Source organism: Clostridium sp. Marseille-P299, assembly GCF_900078195.1.
GTDB lineage: Bacteria > Bacillota > Clostridia > Lachnospirales > Lachnospiraceae > Lachnoclostridium.
Map to the genome: position 1 here is coordinate 261091 of NZ_FJVE01000007.1, position 16732 is coordinate 277822.

Genomic DNA, 16732 nt, shown 5'->3' on the forward strand with positions numbered 1-16732 from the left:
ATCTTATGAATACCGTGCTACTAAATTAAAATTATCAATAAGGATTCCAGGAATGTATTATAAAAATCTTTCATAAGATTTTACAATATATTTCTATGGAATCCTTTACTACGTAAAAAGTACTTGCAAAAAGATTATTTTTCTGTAAAATATAGATAGTTAGAATATACTGGGTTTGTATGCGAAAGTATAAATGAATTAAAAGATGCTAGATAGTTAGCATGTGAGGGTTATTTTATCAATAAGAGTGAACAATTTAGGTAACCCGCGTAAGAAAGGCTAGGTATAAAAATGATTCAAGCAAGTAATGTAACACTTAGATTAGGGAAACGTGCTCTATTCGAAGATGTGAATATTAAGTTTACTGAGGGAAACTGTTATGGATTAATTGGTGCCAATGGAGCAGGTAAATCTACATTCTTAAAGATATTATCTGGACAAATTGAACCAAGCAAGGGAGATATTATTATTACTCCAGGTCAGAGATTATCCTTCTTACAACAGGACCACTTTAAATATGATGCGTATGATGTTTTAAATACCGTAATTATGGGAAATCAAAGACTTTACGATATAATGAAAGAAAAAGATGCCATCTATGCAAAAGAAGATTTCACAGAAGAAGATGGTATTAAAGCAAGCGAACTTGAAGCAGAGTTTGCAAATTTAAATGGTTGGGAAGCAGAATCAGATGCTGCAACCTTATTAAATGGTCTTGGAATTGAAACAGAATTACATTATAAACAAATGAGTGAACTTAACGGTGCTCAAAAGGTGAAAGTATTATTAGCGCAAGCATTGTTTGGTAATCCAGATATCTTATTACTAGATGAGCCTACAAACCACTTGGATTTAGAGGCAATTCGTTGGTTAGAAGAGTTCTTAATTAACTTTGATAATACAGTAATCGTTGTATCTCATGACCGTTATTTCTTAAATAAAGTCTGTACACACATTGCTGATATTGATTATGCAAAAATTCAATTATATGCTGGTAACTATGACTTCTGGTATGAATCCAGCCAGTTAATGGTTAAGCAGATGAAAGAAGCAAACAAGAAGAAAGAAGAAAAAATTAAGGAATTACAAGAATTTATTCAACGTTTCTCTGCAAATGCTTCAAAATCTAAGCAAGCTACTTCAAGAAAGCGTGCATTAGAAAAAATTGAACTTGACGAAATTCGTCCTTCTAGTAGAAAGTATCCTTACATTGACTTTAGACCAAATCGTGAAATTGGAAATGAAGTATTAACAGTTACGAATCTTTCAAAGACAATTGATGGTGTTAAGGTACTTGATAATATTTCATTTATCATTAATCGTGAAGATAAGGTTGCTTTCGTTGGACCAAATACATTAGCTACAACTACATTATTTAAGATTTTAGCTGGTGAGATGGAACCAGACGAAGGAGAATATAAATGGGGAATTACCACTTCTCAGGCATATTTCCCTAAGGATAATACAAAGGACTTCTCCGGTGATGAAATTATTGTTGATTGGTTAATGCCATTCTCTCCTGAAAAAGATGTTACGTATGTACGTGGTTTCTTAGGAAGAATGCTATTTGCTGGTGAAGAAGGCGTTAAGCAAGTAAAAGTTTTATCTGGTGGAGAGCGTGTTCGTGTTATGCTTTCTAAGATGATGATTATGGGTGCAAACGTACTTATTATGGATGAGCCTACAAACCATTTAGATATGGAATCCATTACAGCTCTTAATAATGGTATGATTAAGTTCCCAGGGGTTGCTTTATTTACTTCTCAAGATCATCAGTTTATTCAAACAATTGCAAATCGTATTATGGAAATTACACCAAACGGTTTAATTGATAAAATTTCAACTTATGATGAATACCTTGATAGTGATGAAATGGCTCGTAAGAGACAGGTTGTTAACGTAGATACAGAAGAATTGTAGAATAATAAACACTACAACCTAGATACAGAAGAAGTGTAGAAGATTAAACAATGTAACGTAGATATAGAAGAAGTGTAGTTTACTAAACAATACTTTAGAATTAAGCAATACTTTAGAATTATAAAGGACTACTTCAGAATAGATATTTCAAGTATGGAACTCTATTTTGTGGTAGTCCTATTCTAATTGACTTATTTCTTTGATAAAATTAAAATAGAGCTTAATAGCATTAATAATTGTATCAATAATACGATTCTCGCATTCTTAAAGAAGGTTAAAATGGGTGTAAAATGCAAGTTTTTAGTGAAAACCATGCTAATCATGTAATTCCACTCGGTGTCAGCAAACAAGGTGACCTTGTTTATTTTGCTGTCTCTGTTCCTAATGCGAAAGAATGCAAATTATTATTGTACAAGGATGGTTGTAAGACCCCTAAGAAAACGATGCTTTTAGCAAAAGAAAATCGTATTGGAAGTGTTTTTACAACACAGATTCCATGGAATGAATTTCATTATGACAGTTATTGTTATGAAGCAATGGGGAAGGAGTTTATCGATCCCTATGCAAAGCGAATTGTTGGAAGAGATGTCTATGGAAAAGCATTATCACCAGAAGAAAAAGAGTTAGTAAAAGGAGCTTTTGATTTTGATGAGTTTAATTGGGAAGGAGATATAAAACCCGAAATATCGTATTCTGATTTAATTCTTTATAAATTACATGTACGGGGTTTTACTATGGATGTAAGCTCTAAAGTAAAACATCGAGGTACATATTTAGGTCTAATCGAAAAAATTCCTTATCTGAAAGAACTAGGTGTTAATGGGCTTTTACTGATGCCAAGTGTCGAGTTTCCAGAAGTGATAGAGTCAAATTATAATACTCCAAGTTATTTTGAAAAATCAAGTTATATCAGTTATAATCAAGCACTTGGTTATAACCAGCAAGAAGATTTTACTAAAATAAATTATTGGGGCTATATGAATGAGCACCGATACCAGTACTTTGCTCCAAAAGCAACTTATGCATTTCATAATACCGATGCCAATATTGAATTTAAAACAATGGTAAGAGAACTTCATAAACACGGAATTGAAGTACACATGGAAATGCATTTTGTAAAAGGAACCACTTATCAATTAATACAAGATTGCCTTAGGTTTTGGGCAATGGAATATCACATCGATGGATTTCGTTTTACAAATGAAATAGGAATAGAACTATCAATAGCAAGTGACCCGTATCTTGCAAGAACTAAACTAATCAGTCATTCTTTTACGACTGATATGATATATGAGAAGGAAATAGCTCCTGAGTATAAAGTGTTGGCTGATTATAATGACCGCTTTTTAGTTGATATCAGAAGATTTCTAAAAGGAGATGAAGATCAATTAGCTACATTTGCGGAGCACTTTCGTTGTAGTCATGAGAAAAAGGGATGTATTCATTATGTAACTGAGCACAATGGATTTACCCTGATGGACTTATATTCTTATGATGTAAAGCATAATGAAGACAGTGGTGAGAATAACAGGGATGGTACTGATTATAATTATAGTTGGAATTGTGGTGTGGAAGGCCAGACAAGAAAGAAAAAGATTATTGATCTTCGGACTCGTATGCGAAAGAATGCGTTAGTTGTTTTAATTCTATCCCAAGGTACGCCTATGCTATATGCAGGTGATGAATTTGGAAATTCTCAAAAAGGGAATAATAATGCTTATTGTATAGATAATTCCACATCTTGGTTAAATTGGAAAGATAAAAGGAATAAGGATAGCTTATTTACTTTTACAAAAGAATTGATTTCTCTACGGAAAAGGCATAAGATACTGAGGAATGAAAAAGCATTTTTAGGAATGGATTATTTTGCTTGTGGATATCCAGATATATCCTTTCATGGAGTAAAGGCATGGAGGCCAGAGTACTTTAACTATAGTAGAACATTGGGTATCTTTCTTTATGGAAAATATGCTAAGCTAGATGAGGATACAGTGGATGATTCTTTTTATTTTGCGTTTAATATGCATTGGGAAGAGCATCGATTTGATTTGCCAGATTTGCCAAGAGGATTTGAGTGGAAACTTTTATTAGCTACGGATAAGAGCAAAGAAATGGATTTTTTGAATGAGGAAGAGCAAATGACTTCAAAAGAGAGGCAAGAAGTAGCTAAATCAAATGAAGGAATAGCCCAAAAAGTGAAAATTCCAAAAGTAAGAAATTTGGTTCAAAAACAGTATATTGATTTAAGTCCGAGGTCTATTGCTGTTTTTATAAGTCAAAAAAAACTTTCTGATTAAAAATGTATCTAAAAATCCAAAAATTTATAGTCATTAAAGGGCATAGTTAATAAGGTTATTGGTGGAAAAACAGTAGTCAAAAATAAAATATAAACCATAAAAATAAAACATAAGTATAAGACATTATGTTTTAATAGAATCCTATTTAGAATTATATAAAAAAGGAGTATAAGATGAATTCATTTACGCTAAAGTTAATTGCTTGTATCGCAATGTTAATTGATCATGCAACAGCTATATTTGTTAGAGATTGGCCAATATATTTGATTGGTAGAGGAATTGGTAGAATAGCGTTTCCAATATTTTGTTTTTTAATAGTAGAGGGTTACTTTCATACAAGCAATGTTAAGAAATATTTATTGCGTTTGGGAATTTTTGCTTTAATATCAGAGATACCTTTTGATTATGCATTGTGGGATGCGGCATTTATGAAAACTTTTTATAGTTATCAAAACGTATTTTTCACATTATTCCTAGGATTATTAACTATTACGATTTATGATTACATTTCAAAAAAATATAAAGGTCAATTTTGGATATTAAATTTCTTTGCTGTAATCACAATTGTAATAGGAGGAGCACTTTCTGTATTAATAAAATCTGATTATGATGTTAGAGGAATTCTAATGATTTTAGTGTTCTATATATTCCACTGGAATAAGAAAGCAATGGCAATTGCTTATATTTTACTGATTGGATTTTTATTTGGTGGTTTATCGATACTTACTATATTTGCTTTACCATTTATATGGTTTTATAATGGCGAAAGAGGTCCAAAAGTAAAATATGCATTCTATGCTTTTTATCCAGTACATTTACTAGTATTAGGATTCATAGCGAGATATTTCGTATAACTTCTCGTGACTTTATAAAAAACAGGGGTAAGGCTTAAGAATTAGGCCATATTTAATTTAAAGTTTTATATTTTGAATTAAATAGTATATGGAGGGATAAGATGATAGCACTTCACATAGCGGATATTAAGGACTTTATGGCAAAGCTCCTATTACAGAATGTATTTGATAATTTCTTACTTGCAGAGTTAGAGATTCATACATTTACAAAATTTCAGATTCAGGGCCGCTTAAATAAAAGTTATTTTTCAAGTGATGAGCTTGAGCAAATACAAGATAGAAGCTTAGTTAAATGGAGTAAGGTTCGACCATTTGCTTTTCAAATTGTGAAAGGAAATAAAACTCCAAGTTCATTTCATATCGTATTGCAGTTATCAGAAGAGAATGTGAAAAAGCTTATTCAAAGTACAGGAATACCGATGAATTTTAGTGACGTAACAGGACTTTATATGCATATGAAATATGATAATGGCTCCCTTGATATAATCACGGGTACAGGAGTCAAGATATTTACAATGGATAAAACACTTGATAAAGAGTGGGATGAAATGACAAAGAAATTTTTAAAACATCATGGAATACTTTTCGAAGAATAAAATAGTCCTTCCTTTGGATAATATAAGTATCATATGATTCATAGATAATATAAAATTGTATAATATTTCATTAACGTTATTAGCACTCATTCGTAATGAGTGCTAATTTTTGCTTGACAATTTATTTTGGTCGTATTATAGTAATATACAGATTGAAAAACGTAAAAAAGAAGTTTTCAAAGTCATATACAAATAGTATTAGAAATGTATCGTATTTAAAACAAGCTATGAAATGAAAAGGAGTGGTTAGCATGAGTATGGAACGAGGAAGTTTATCCATTAATTCTGAAAATATTTTCCCAATTATTAAAAAATGGTTATATTCTGATCATGATATTTTTTTCCGTGAGTTAATCTCTAATGGTTGTGATGCAATCACAAAGTTAAAAAAACTTGATATGATGGGTGACTATTCTATCCCAGAAGACAATGAATTTAAAATTCAAGTCATTGCAAATCCAGAAAAGAAAACCTTAACATTTATTGATAATGGTATTGGCATGACTGCTGAGGAAGTGAAAGAGTATATCAATCAGATCGCTTTTTCTGGTGCTCAGGACTTCTTAAATAAATATAAAGATAAAACAAATGAAGATCAAATCATTGGTCACTTCGGTTTAGGTTTCTATTCCGCATTCATGGTTGCTGGAAAGGTTACAATCGATTCTTTATCATATAAAGATGGTGCAAAAGCGGTTCATTGGGAATCTGAAGAAGGTACTGAGTTTGAAATGTCCGAAAGTGATAGAACAGAACGTGGTACTGAGATTACTCTTTATTTAAATGAAGATAGCTATGAATTCTCTAATGAATATCGTGCAAAGGAAGTTATTGAAAAATACTGTTCCTTTATGCCAGTTCCAATTTTCTTTACTAACGCAAATGCGCCAGTAGAAGAAGAAAAAGAGGAAGAAATCGTTGATGATAAAAATGAAGATGTAATCGATGCAGAAGTTGCAGAAGATGGTACTGCAACAGAAGCTAAGGCTGAAAAGAAGGGTCCAAAGCCATTAAATGATCCTAATCCACTATGGGCAAAACATCCAAATGAATGTAGCGAGGAAGAATATAAGGAATTCTATCGTAAAGTATTCCATGATTTTAAAGAGCCTTTATTCTGGATCCATTTAAATATGGATTATCCATTTAACTTAAAAGGTATTTTATACTTCCCTAAGATTAATACAGAATATGATAGTATTGAGGGAACAATTAAATTATATAACAATCAAGTATTTATCGCAGATAACATCAAAGAAGTTATCCCTGAATTCTTAATGTTATTAAAAGGTGTTATTGATTGTCCTGATTTACCACTTAATGTTTCAAGAAGTGCGTTACAAAATGATGGTTTCGTAAAGAAAATCTCTGATTATATTACGAAAAAAGTTGCGGACAAGCTTTCTGGAATGTTTAAAGTAGAACGTGAAAATTACGAAAAATTCTGGGATGATATTAGCCCATTCATTAAATTTGGTTGCTTAAAAGATGAAAAATTCCGTGAGAAGATGAAAGATTTCATTATCTTTAAGAATTTAGAAAAGAAATTCGTTACTCTTCCTGAATACTTAGAAGCAGCGAAAGGTGATAAAGATTCCACAGAGGAATCAAAAGCAGCAGAAGTAGAAGAAGCTAAGAGTGATGAATCTGCAGACAAAACAGATGCTGAAGAAAGAAAAGATGTTGTATATTATGTAACAAATGAGCAACAACAAAGTCAATATATCAATATGTTTAAGGAAGCTAACATTGATGCTGTATACTTAACACACAATATTGATCAGCCATTTATTACTCAGTTAGAACAGGATAATCCAAAAGTTCGCTTCCAAAGAATCGATGCAGATATTACAGAAAGCTTTAAAGAAGAAACTTCTGAAAATGATGAAAAGGATTTAAAAGAAAAGACAGATAAATTAACTGAAATTTTCAAGAAAGCCTTAAATAAAGAAAAATTAGAAGTTAAGGTTGAAAAGCTTAAGAATCCAAAAGTTTCATCTATGATTACATTATCTGAAGAAAGCCGCAGAATGCAAGATATGATGAAGATGTACAATATGTATGGAATGGATCCATCCATGTTTGGAACTTCTGAAACACTTATTTTAAATGCAAACAATGCACTTGTAAAATACATTCTTGAAGATAATGATAATGAGAATGTTTCAATGATTTGTGAGCAATTATACGACTTAGCATTAATTAGCCATAAACCATTAGAACCAGAAGCAATGACTAAATTCATTGAACGTAGTAATGAAATTATGATGCTTTTAACAAAGTAATTCTATAAATGTAGGGCTGCCAAAAAGTGACCGAAATAGTTCATTTTTTGGTGGCTCTTTTTTTGTACAATAAACTGTTCTTTAATGCTATAGTTATGTTAAATCTGATATAAGCCTAATAAAATGAACCACTAGCTATGCTAGTGGTCCATTTTATTTACGTTATTCCTTATTCTTGTGATAATTTATAAGTACCTTCAAAGAGTCCTTTTGTAAAAGGATTTTCTCCAGACTCCGTAATTGTTAATTCATTCTCTTTCATAACAAAGTTAATGGTAAAACCAGAGTTGTCTTTAAATTTCGCTGTATTTCCCTGAATAGAAGCTATTCCAAAGTAATCAGTAGATTTTCCTTCATAATCAGCATCTAATGTAAATTCAAAAGAGTTTGGATCTCCTTGTGCTAAGGAAATGCTACCATTTTTCTTTCCATTTGCATCAAGGCGTTCAAAAATTCCATTCCAATCGCAAACTGCATCTACTGACGGATTATAAAGAGGGAAGTTAGAATAATCACTAATGGTTCCATCTTTATCATAGCAGAAGATTTCGCCGCTTACCTTATTAACGACTAATGCAGGTTCAATGGCTTGATCTTTTTCTTTTACTTGAAAAGAATAATAATGTTTATTATTAACAACTACATCATTGGATAATAAAGATGCAGAGTAAATGTTTAGGTCAAGTTTTGCCTCAACAAGAGATCTTGCCTCATCTTCCGTTAACATTGTGATTTCATCAATATTAGTAGAAGTATCCACTCCGGTTGGTTCAGGAGAAGGAGTTTGAGTTGGGGCTATCGTGGGAGTGATTGTGATACTTGGAGTTACTGTTACTGTGACTGCTTCAGTAGGTGTAGGTGTAACATCTACTTGCTTATCATTGTTTTTACATCCGGTTAGTAATAGAACACCAATTATCATACTTTGTAAAAGTGCTTTTTTAATAAGTGACTGTTTGTTTTTACTATTTTCGCGGAAATTTTTTATCTTTTTCATAATTACTCCAATCTGCGTGCGTGACACGCGTATAATAATGAGTTTGAAATGGTATTTTACAAAGGCCCATTATCTTTGAATTCTTGTGAAAAGTACAAACATTGAATCAGCTATGTAATATTCATACTATACGGGCTCAATGTTTAAAAATAAAGTATTATAAATTTTCACGATATAATTGTATCTTCTAGATAAGGCAGGTTTTGGGCAAAAGTCTTACAGGATTCTTACAAAAGTATGAATACATCTTTGAAAATCTATGACTTTTGTCATTATAAAAAGCTATCCTATGTCATTGTTCTAAATTTTGGAATTGTGATACCATAATATAAGAACGAATAGAGAAGAAATGGATAAAAAGGAAGCAGCTTGAATAAAAGCAGATTGAAAAGGAAGCGGGTTGAAAAGAAGTAAATCGTTTGGGGAGGATCATATGGAATTTGTAAGCGTTGAAAAGTTGACAAAATGCTATGGAGATTTTATAGCTGTTGATAATCTAAGCTTTTCTGTAATGAAGGGAGAGATATTTGGTTTACTTGGCCCAAATGGTGCTGGTAAAACTACCACATTAGGAGTAATCACTACATTACTATCAATAGAAAAAGGCAGTGTTAAAGTTGCAAACTACGATGTGAATACACAAAGGCAAGAAGCCAAGCAGTTTATGGGGATTGTACCACAAGATATTGCAATTTACATGCATTTAAATGCAATTGAAAATGTTAAGTTCTTTGCCTCTTTATATGGGCTTCGGGGAAAAGAGCTAGAAGAAGCTGCAAAAGAAGCACTTGATTTTGTTGGGTTGACAGGGCATATGAAGAAGAAACCAAAGCAGATGTCAGGTGGCATGCAAAGAAGATTAAACATTGCATGTGGAATAGCACATCATCCAAAATTAATTGTCATGGATGAGCCCACCGTAGGAGTGGATGCACAATCAAGAGAACATATTTTAAATTCCATAAGGATTCTAAAGGATAGAGGTGCAACCGTTATTTATACATCTCACTATCTTCAGGAAGTGGAGGAGTTATGTGATCGTATCGCCATTATGGATCATGGAAAATTAATTGCAATGGGAACAAAAGAGGAATTGATTTGTATGGTTATGGATTATAAGACATTTTATATTCAAATCAAAGAAGAAACATTAGTGAATATCGAAGATGTAAAAAAGAAGCTATTCTTTCAAAAAGGTGTAAAGCAGGTTTTAAAAGAGAGGGATACAATCCGTGTTGATATGCAAATTGGCGATGAGAGTATGGAATATATACTATCTGTTTTAATAGAAGAGGGTATAGGAATAAAATATATTACCAGCGAAGTCCCAAATCTTGATACTACCTTCTTAGCGTTAACTGGGCATGAACTGCGGTAAGGAAGGAGAGGGTGAGATGATATTTTTAAATGAATGCAAGGCATTTTTTAGAGATCATATGAATTTATTTTTTCTTGTTGTTTTTCCACTTACAATGATTTTGCTCTTGGGGAATATGTTAGAAGATCTTGATTATGCAGATGCAGATGTTGGTAAAATAAAGGCGGAGTACATTATTGGTACTGATGTTAGTGAAACTGTAATGATAGAAGGTTTTATTGCAAGTATGAATGCGTCTGGGAATATTACATTTACGGAAGCGTTTAATGCGGATAGCGCGAAAAACAAAGTTGCTATGAAAGAATTAGATGCATTTATAGAATTTAATAGTAATAATGTTAATTTATTTGAAGGTGAAAATCTAGTTAAGAATCGAACCTTCTTTGCAATCATTAATGGATTTCTACAAAATAAGAAAGCGCCTCAACAGAATGTAGATATTAAAAAAAGTTTTACGACAAAGAAAGAATTTGATAAAAATCGGAGTATGCTGGATTACTATGGTGTAAGCATGATTATACTTGTTGTTTGTGCAGGGGGAATAGGCTGCTTTACAAGTTTCGGGGATGAGATAAAAAATAAAACCATGCGTCGTTTGATTGTATCACCCATGAATCGTACAAATATTTTTATGCAAAAAGTGTTTGGTGCGATGTTAAGTTCAGGAGTTGAGATTGGCGTTATTATGATAGTTGGAACTTTATTTTTTAATGTTCATTATGCCAGTAACATTATAGATAATCTATTGTTATTTTTATTATTTTTCATATCAATGATGACTTTAAGCTGCGTAGGAGTAAGTTTGGGCTTATTTGTAAAGGGTAATCCACTAATTAAGTTTGGACCAATTCTTTGGTTAATGATGTTTTTTAGCGGCACATTCTCGAAAGAGCTTTATATTAAAGGGGTAACACCATATATTCCAATGTATCAGCTTCAACAAGCAGCGTTTGAACTTACTATATTTTCAAAAAAAGAAAAGATACTTTTTATAATCTTAATTGAACTGATAATTTCTATAATTTTTATTGTATTTGGTGTAATTAAATTTAATAAAATGCAGGATGAGAGATAGTCAGGATTTATGGTGTTAAACGTTAGGGAAGGTTTTAGCTGGCAAAAAAGCAAAGAAAAAGCTTTGTGTAAAGAATTGAACTGCCTTTCGGCAGCATGGAGAATAGTATGAAAAATAGCTTATTATTTATGAAAAGTAGTATCAAAAGGAATCTAGTTGCTTTACTTTTGGCCCTTGTCACAGCTTTCGTTTTATGTAGTGTAACAAATATGACATCAAAGAATTTTACGCAATTTTCAACAAAACCAGTGAAAGTAGCGGTAATTGAGAATGATAGGAGTAGAATAACCGAAGCATTTATCGCATATTTCCAAGAGGAGTTAGGTATAGAAGTAACCACTGAGGGAGATTTTGACTTTTTTTCAAATGAATTGATTGAACGTAGAATAAGCGTTATAATAGAGATACCAAAAAATTACGAATCGGAAGGAATTAAAAATCAAGCGTTAGGTGCTTTTGAAGTTACCTCGTTAGATGATTATGAAAATGCAGTTTTTATCAATCTGTATATTGATTCCTATATGCAAGGGATGGAAGGATTAATTAAAACAGCAAAGGGTGACACTGATTTATTTCATCAGCTGTTAGATTCTTTTCAGACACAAAAGATAGAAATAAACGTACAATCCGCTTATGTCAGTGATGATTTAAAAGAACAAGCAATTTCAGCAGTTTTATTGGCAGCGGGGTTTTATTGTATGTTTATTTTTTTTATAGGACTTAGTATGGCATTCGTTATTATGGATGATCGATTAAGTGGGACATTTGAACGGATTAAAGTATCACCAATAAAGGTTTGGCAATATGTCTTAGGAACGACTGCGTATACAATTGTTACAGGTTTTTTACCGATTCTTATATTTGTTATGTTTCTTAAAATGAACGGAGTTATGGAGATTATTCCTTATCATATTTTAGTAAGCTTTATGATGATGTTTAATTTGATTTCTGTTGCATTTTGTTTCATGGTTGCAATGTTATGTAAAACGAAGGCTTCTGTATTAACTATTATAATTGCTTTTTGTTCTATTGGACCTGTTCTTGGAGGAGCATATTTTCCTGTTCCAAGTAGTTCTGAACTCATAGAGCGATTAAGCAGGATTGTTCCACATTACTGGTATGTACAATTACTACGAGATATCACAGAAGAAAAACCTGTGAATCCGGGACTAAATAGTATGATATTAATTCTTTTTATCCTGTTATTTACGCTAATTTCAGGCGGGCAATTTGCAAAAAAGGAAAAGGGAAGATTATAAAAGAAAAGAATAAAAAAGGATAGATTATAAAAGGTAAGAATATAAAAGAAAATATTTAAGGTTGTAGTTGGAACTAAGGATAGAAAACTTTAAATTCTAGTAGAGATATAAAAAGTAGTTAGAAACGATGAAAGGCATAGGTAAAAGCATGCAAGAATTATCAATGATGTATGTTGTTGTAAAATGTGTCGCCCTAGCTACATCTATAGTTACAATGTTAGAAGCTGGAGATAAGATAGAGAAAATTGTTCTCTTATTTCTGGCTATTTCTTGTGCGGTAGCAGTACAATTTATTGTTTCTATTACGGGGAAATATCGATTTTCTTCTGCAGCTATTAATTTATTTGCATGCATTTTGTGCTTGGTAATGAATCCGAATAGCTTAATGCCGATTCTAGTTCTTTTTTTCGCTGAAAGCATTGATTTATTTGCCCAAGATAACAAGTATTATTTGATACTCGGGTGTATGTTAGGATTATTATTTCTAATATTTACACCAAGTTATTTTATCATCACGATTTGTGTTATGATTATATTATTTACATGTTATATTCGATATTTAACCTTAAAGGTAGCAGAGTATCGTAAAGATTTTTTTAGTCAAAAAGAGATGTTATATCAGTTTGAAGAAAAAATTAAAGATAATAATCGATTTATAAAAACATTACGATATTCCTCCGCGTTAGAAGAAAGAAATCGTTTAGCGGCAAAACTACATGATAAGATCGGTCATGGAATCTCCGGGAGTATTATAATGTTAGAAGCGTCTATGATGATGTTAGATAAGGACAGTAAAAGGGCGAAAGAGGGCATAGAAAAGTCCATTATAAACCTTAGAGAAGGTGTGGATGATATTAGAGCCGCACTTAAGGAAGAAAGACCAATTAAAAGTAAACTTGGTTTAAACGAATTGAAAATGAAGTTGGAACAGTTTAAAGGAAATCATGGAATTGTTACAAGTTTAATCGAGCAAGGAAATATGCAAGGAGTGAATATAGTGCTATGGCAATGCATTCATGATAATTTGGAAGAAGTATTAACAAACTTATTAAAGCATTCCAATGCCACTGCATTTACCTTAAAGCTAGTTACTATGAATAAGTTGCTATCAGTAGAATATCGTGATAATGGAACAGAGTACATAGAAGGGCAGAGCGTAACGATGGGACTTGGATTAGAGGCAATGGAAGAGAGAACGATTAAATCTGGTGGTAAATTTTTTATAGAACATTCTAGGATGGGGTTTGTTATTAAAAACATATTTATATGTGAATAAAACATATGAATTGTATAACAAAAGTGGAAAGTTACACAATAGAAAGATTCATGCTTTAATTTCAATGCATTTTCCTAGGTGCATTCGTGCTTTATCTTTTGAACAAATCCTAGAAAGATGAAATGACACATTTTGTTAAGCCTTATTGAAAGGAAGTATATTATTATATGATTACAGTCTTATTAGCAGATGATGATGGAATTATAAGAGATGGCCTTAAGATGATATTAGAAATGCAAGAGGATATGGAGGTTGTTGCTATAGCATGCGATGGAGAAGAAGCAGTTTCACTAGCAAGAAATACTCATCCAGATGTCTCCTTGCTAGATATTCGTATGCCCAAGATGGATGGCATTGATGTTGCAGATTTCTTAATAAAAGAGAATCTTTCTATGCCTTTGTTATTGACAACCTTTGATGAGGAAGAATTCATTTTACGTGCTATAAATATTGGAGTGCCAGGATATATTTTAAAAAATAGTCCGGCGAAGCGTTTGCTATCTGCGATACGTGTCCTTGCATCTGGTGGAACTGTATTTCAAAAGGATATCTTTGAATATATAGCATCACAGGTGAATAAAACAACAAAGGATAATAAAAAGTCTATCTTTAAAGACTTGACGGAACGAGAACTTGAGGTGGCATCATATGTCGCTAAAGGTTTTTCAAATAAGGAAATAAGTAATTGCTTATTTATCTCTGATGGCACTGTACGAAATCATATTAGTATTATATTAGATAAAACAGGGTTAGAACATCGTACGCAAATCGCGATTGAATACATAAAAGAAAAGGGCGCTTTCTAGTAAAATAATGGATGATTTCTAATACAAGAATAAAAATCTTAAAAAAGTTTATACTATTTTTAAAATTGTTGTTGATTTATAGTTACTTATCTGATACAATAATGAACGTTGAGTTACGGCTCCATGGTCAAGCGGTTAAGACACCGCCCTTTCACGGCGGTAACAGGGGTTCAAATCCCCTTGGAGTCATTAAATATGGGGAAGAATTGCATTTGGGGATTTGAACCCCAGGTCAATATCCCCTTGGAGTCATTAAATATGGGGAAGAATTGCATTTGGGGATTTGAACCCCAGGTCAATATCCCCTTGGAGTCATTGAAAATAAACGGTATAGGATGTACTGGAACATAAACATTTTGTTTATGTTCTGGTATATCTTTTTTTTGCTATAATCAACTTGTAAGTTAAGATATATAATAGCTTGAAAGTGGTTTTCTCTTGGGTTAATGAATTTAAATTAGGGAATGAACCAAAATTTTTAATATAGTTAGTAGGTTAATTTATAAAGCATGTTAAATGTTTCTATTTATGCCCGATTAAGATTTAAAAACATATTAAAAAAAACAATACAAAAAAATTAATAATAATTTAAAATAGGTGTTGACTTATTTTAATCTATCTGTTAGAATAATGAACGTTGAGTGAAACGGCTCCATGGTCAAGCGGTTAAGACACCGCCCTTTCACGGCGGTAACAGGGGTTCAAATCCCCTTGGAGTCATTAAATATAGGGAAGAATTGTATTTGGGGATTTGAACCCCAGGTCAACATCCCCTTGGAGTCATTAAATTAAGAAAACCTTAAATATTCAGTCGAATATTTGAGGTTTTTTTGTTGTATCGCAATATAAATAAAGCACTAGCTATGTGTTGTCTCTAATTGTTTTTAGCTCCAAGTAAAAAACCTCCTATGATATAATAGATGTGGGTTTGCCAACCACAAATGATAGGAGCAGATTGTTATAATAATCATTTGCATAAGCTTGTAAGAATACCACCAAAGTTTCTGCAATAATGGGAGGTATAAGGAAAAAGTTTGCTTATAATATTTGAAAAGCATGCTATGCATAGCTTAATTAGATTAATTAACTATTGAATTGACAAATTGTGTAAAATCATATAGCATTAATTAATAAGCTCTATTTTATTAAATTAATAATGTTTCTAATTATCTAGTGTTAGTATAGGAGGATGTCATGAAAAGATATACTGTACTATTTACTATTATTGTTTGTTGTGCATTGCAGGGCTTTCCTATTATATATTTAAACCTACTTTCTATGAAACAATTGTATTTGAAAGTATCAATGGAAAAGAAATTTTTAATGTAGATGTTAAGAAAGGTTTGGAGATAGAAAATAATCTTGTCTGGGAAGCTACGGATACAATAGAAGCATCACCAGACTCAGGGCTTTTAATTTATCTAGATGATGAAAAGGAATCTTACATATATTTTTATATAGCAAATTCAAATAACACTTTTAGAAATATATTGGATATGCAACAAGGAAGAGATTTAGAATCTGTCGAATTTAATAGTGGAAAATTGATTTTAAAAAGTGTTAAAAAAATGATTAATTCCTATCAGTTAAAAGATATGTGAAGTGTCTGGAGGTAGGTGAATATTAGATTTACTGTGAAATACTAGTCACTAAATCGCAATATTAACATGAAAAATTTGTTAATAAAAAAGTTATGAAAAATTGTTGACAATTGTTCGAACATCTGATACAATTAACTTCGTTGAGTGAAACGGCTCCATGGTCAAGCGGTTAAGACACCGCCCTTTCACGGCGGTAACAGGGGTTCAAATCCCCTTGGAGTCATTAAGTATAGGGAAGAATTGAATTTGGGAATTTGAATCCCAGGTTAACATTCCCTTGGAGTTGTTAATAAAAGGAAAGCTATTTGTTTGAAATTAGTATACAATAAAGTAAATTAAATTTTACTTTCCGTTAGTTACGGTACGAGGTATACTTAGTTTAAGCAGA

13 protein-coding genes and 3 tRNA genes are annotated in these 16732 nt (G+C 31.8%); 15 read left to right on the forward strand and 1 reads right to left on the reverse strand.

Annotated elements, in window-relative coordinates; translation table 11 throughout:
• Window positions 1–291 precede the first annotated feature (291 nt).
• The 5 genes from BN4220_RS09380 (at window position 292) to htpG (ending at window position 7952) form a co-directional block, all read left to right on the forward strand.
• On the forward strand, window positions 292–1920 hold the full coding sequence (locus tag BN4220_RS09380) for an ABC-F family ATP-binding cassette domain-containing protein (RefSeq protein WP_066715650.1): 1629 nt from the start codon (window positions 292–294) through the stop codon (window positions 1918–1920).
• Between the two features lie 290 nt (window positions 1921–2210).
• The gene (locus BN4220_RS09385) at window positions 2211–4217 is read left to right on the forward strand and encodes a hypothetical protein (RefSeq protein WP_066715651.1); all 2007 of its coding nucleotides are present in this window, start codon (window positions 2211–2213) and stop codon (window positions 4215–4217) included.
• Window positions 4218–4390: 173 nt separating this feature from the next.
• Complete coding sequence (locus BN4220_RS09390) at window positions 4391–5071, forward strand: TraX family protein (protein WP_082812248.1); 681 nt, start codon at window positions 4391–4393, stop codon at window positions 5069–5071.
• Window positions 5072–5172: 101 nt separating this feature from the next.
• Entirely contained in the window at window positions 5173–5667 is a 495-nt protein-coding gene (locus BN4220_RS09395; protein WP_066715653.1) for a DUF5721 family protein, read from the forward strand.
• A 251-nt stretch (window positions 5668–5918) separates the two neighbouring features.
• Entirely contained in the window at window positions 5919–7952 is a 2034-nt protein-coding gene (gene htpG / locus BN4220_RS09400) for a molecular chaperone HtpG (RefSeq protein WP_066715654.1), read from the forward strand.
• A gap of 169 nt (window positions 7953–8121) precedes the next feature.
• Here htpG and BN4220_RS09405 read toward each other — a convergent pair whose 3' ends face one another.
• The gene (locus BN4220_RS09405; protein WP_066715655.1) at window positions 8122–8949 is read right to left on the reverse strand and encodes a hypothetical protein; all 828 of its coding nucleotides are present in this window, start codon (window positions 8947–8949) and stop codon (window positions 8122–8124) included.
• A 433-nt stretch (window positions 8950–9382) separates the two neighbouring features.
• Here BN4220_RS09405 and BN4220_RS09410 point away from each other — a divergent pair, with 433 nt between their 5' ends.
• The 10 genes from BN4220_RS09410 (at window position 9383) to BN4220_RS09450 (ending at window position 16567) form a co-directional block, all read left to right on the forward strand.
• On the forward strand, window positions 9383–10327 hold the full coding sequence (locus BN4220_RS09410; protein WP_066715656.1) for an ABC transporter ATP-binding protein: 945 nt from the start codon (window positions 9383–9385) through the stop codon (window positions 10325–10327).
• Between the two features lie 16 nt (window positions 10328–10343).
• Window positions 10344–11402, forward strand: coding sequence for an ABC transporter permease (locus tag BN4220_RS09415; protein WP_066715657.1), 1059 nt, complete (start codon window positions 10344–10346; stop codon window positions 11400–11402).
• A 107-nt stretch (window positions 11403–11509) separates the two neighbouring features.
• Window positions 11510–12661 carry an ABC transporter permease gene (locus tag BN4220_RS09420; protein WP_066715658.1) on the forward strand — a complete coding sequence of 384 codons (1152 nt, stop codon included), beginning with the start codon at window positions 11510–11512 and terminating at the stop codon, window positions 12659–12661.
• A 127-nt stretch (window positions 12662–12788) separates the two neighbouring features.
• Window positions 12789–13937 (forward strand): sensor histidine kinase, encoded by a 1149-nt coding sequence (locus BN4220_RS09425; protein WP_082812251.1) that lies wholly within the window; start codon window positions 12789–12791, stop codon window positions 13935–13937.
• Between the two features lie 167 nt (window positions 13938–14104).
• Window positions 14105–14743 (forward strand): response regulator transcription factor, encoded by a 639-nt coding sequence (locus tag BN4220_RS09430; protein WP_242867773.1) that lies wholly within the window; start codon window positions 14105–14107, stop codon window positions 14741–14743.
• 117 nt (window positions 14744–14860) lie between these two features.
• A tRNA-Glu gene (locus BN4220_RS09435) sits at window positions 14861–14932 on the forward strand.
• A gap of 459 nt (window positions 14933–15391) precedes the next feature.
• Window positions 15392–15463: transfer RNA gene (locus BN4220_RS09440), tRNA-Glu, on the forward strand.
• Between the two features lie 474 nt (window positions 15464–15937).
• Complete coding sequence (locus tag BN4220_RS20625; protein ID WP_278280717.1) at window positions 15938–16072, forward strand: hypothetical protein; 135 nt, start codon at window positions 15938–15940, stop codon at window positions 16070–16072.
• Window positions 16073–16086: 14 nt separating this feature from the next.
• A complete protein-coding gene (locus BN4220_RS09445; RefSeq protein ID WP_148401721.1) occupies window positions 16087–16344 on the forward strand; it encodes a hypothetical protein in 258 nt (85 codons plus the stop codon).
• Window positions 16345–16495: 151 nt separating this feature from the next.
• Window positions 16496–16567, forward strand: a tRNA-Glu gene (locus BN4220_RS09450).
• Window positions 16568–16732 lie beyond the last annotated feature (165 nt).

Bases quoted from the DNA above. Each gene is read 5' to 3' on its own strand.
- BN4220_RS09380 (WP_066715650.1), top strand. From the start codon at position 292: ATGATTCAAGCAAGTAATGTAACACTTAGATTAGGGAAACGTGCTCTA.
- BN4220_RS09385 (WP_066715651.1), top strand. From the start codon at position 2,211: ATGCAAGTTTTTAGTGAAAACCATGCTAATCATGTAATTCCACTCGGT.
- BN4220_RS09390 (WP_082812248.1), top strand. From the start codon at position 4,391: ATGAATTCATTTACGCTAAAGTTAATTGCTTGTATCGCAATGTTAATT.
- BN4220_RS09395 (WP_066715653.1), top strand. From the start codon at position 5,173: ATGATAGCACTTCACATAGCGGATATTAAGGACTTTATGGCAAAGCTC.
- htpG (WP_066715654.1), top strand. From the start codon at position 5,919: ATGAGTATGGAACGAGGAAGTTTATCCATTAATTCTGAAAATATTTTC.
- BN4220_RS09405 (WP_066715655.1), bottom strand. From the start codon at position 8,949: ATGAAAAAGATAAAAAATTTCCGCGAAAATAGTAAAAACAAACAGTCA.
- BN4220_RS09410 (WP_066715656.1), top strand. From the start codon at position 9,383: ATGGAATTTGTAAGCGTTGAAAAGTTGACAAAATGCTATGGAGATTTT.
- BN4220_RS09415 (WP_066715657.1), top strand. From the start codon at position 10,344: ATGATATTTTTAAATGAATGCAAGGCATTTTTTAGAGATCATATGAAT.
- BN4220_RS09420 (WP_066715658.1), top strand. From the start codon at position 11,510: ATGAAAAATAGCTTATTATTTATGAAAAGTAGTATCAAAAGGAATCTA.
- BN4220_RS09425 (WP_082812251.1), top strand. From the start codon at position 12,789: ATGAAAGGCATAGGTAAAAGCATGCAAGAATTATCAATGATGTATGTT.
- BN4220_RS09430 (WP_242867773.1), top strand. From the start codon at position 14,105: ATGATTACAGTCTTATTAGCAGATGATGATGGAATTATAAGAGATGGC.
- BN4220_RS20625 (WP_278280717.1), top strand. From the start codon at position 15,938: ATGAAAAGATATACTGTACTATTTACTATTATTGTTTGTTGTGCATTG.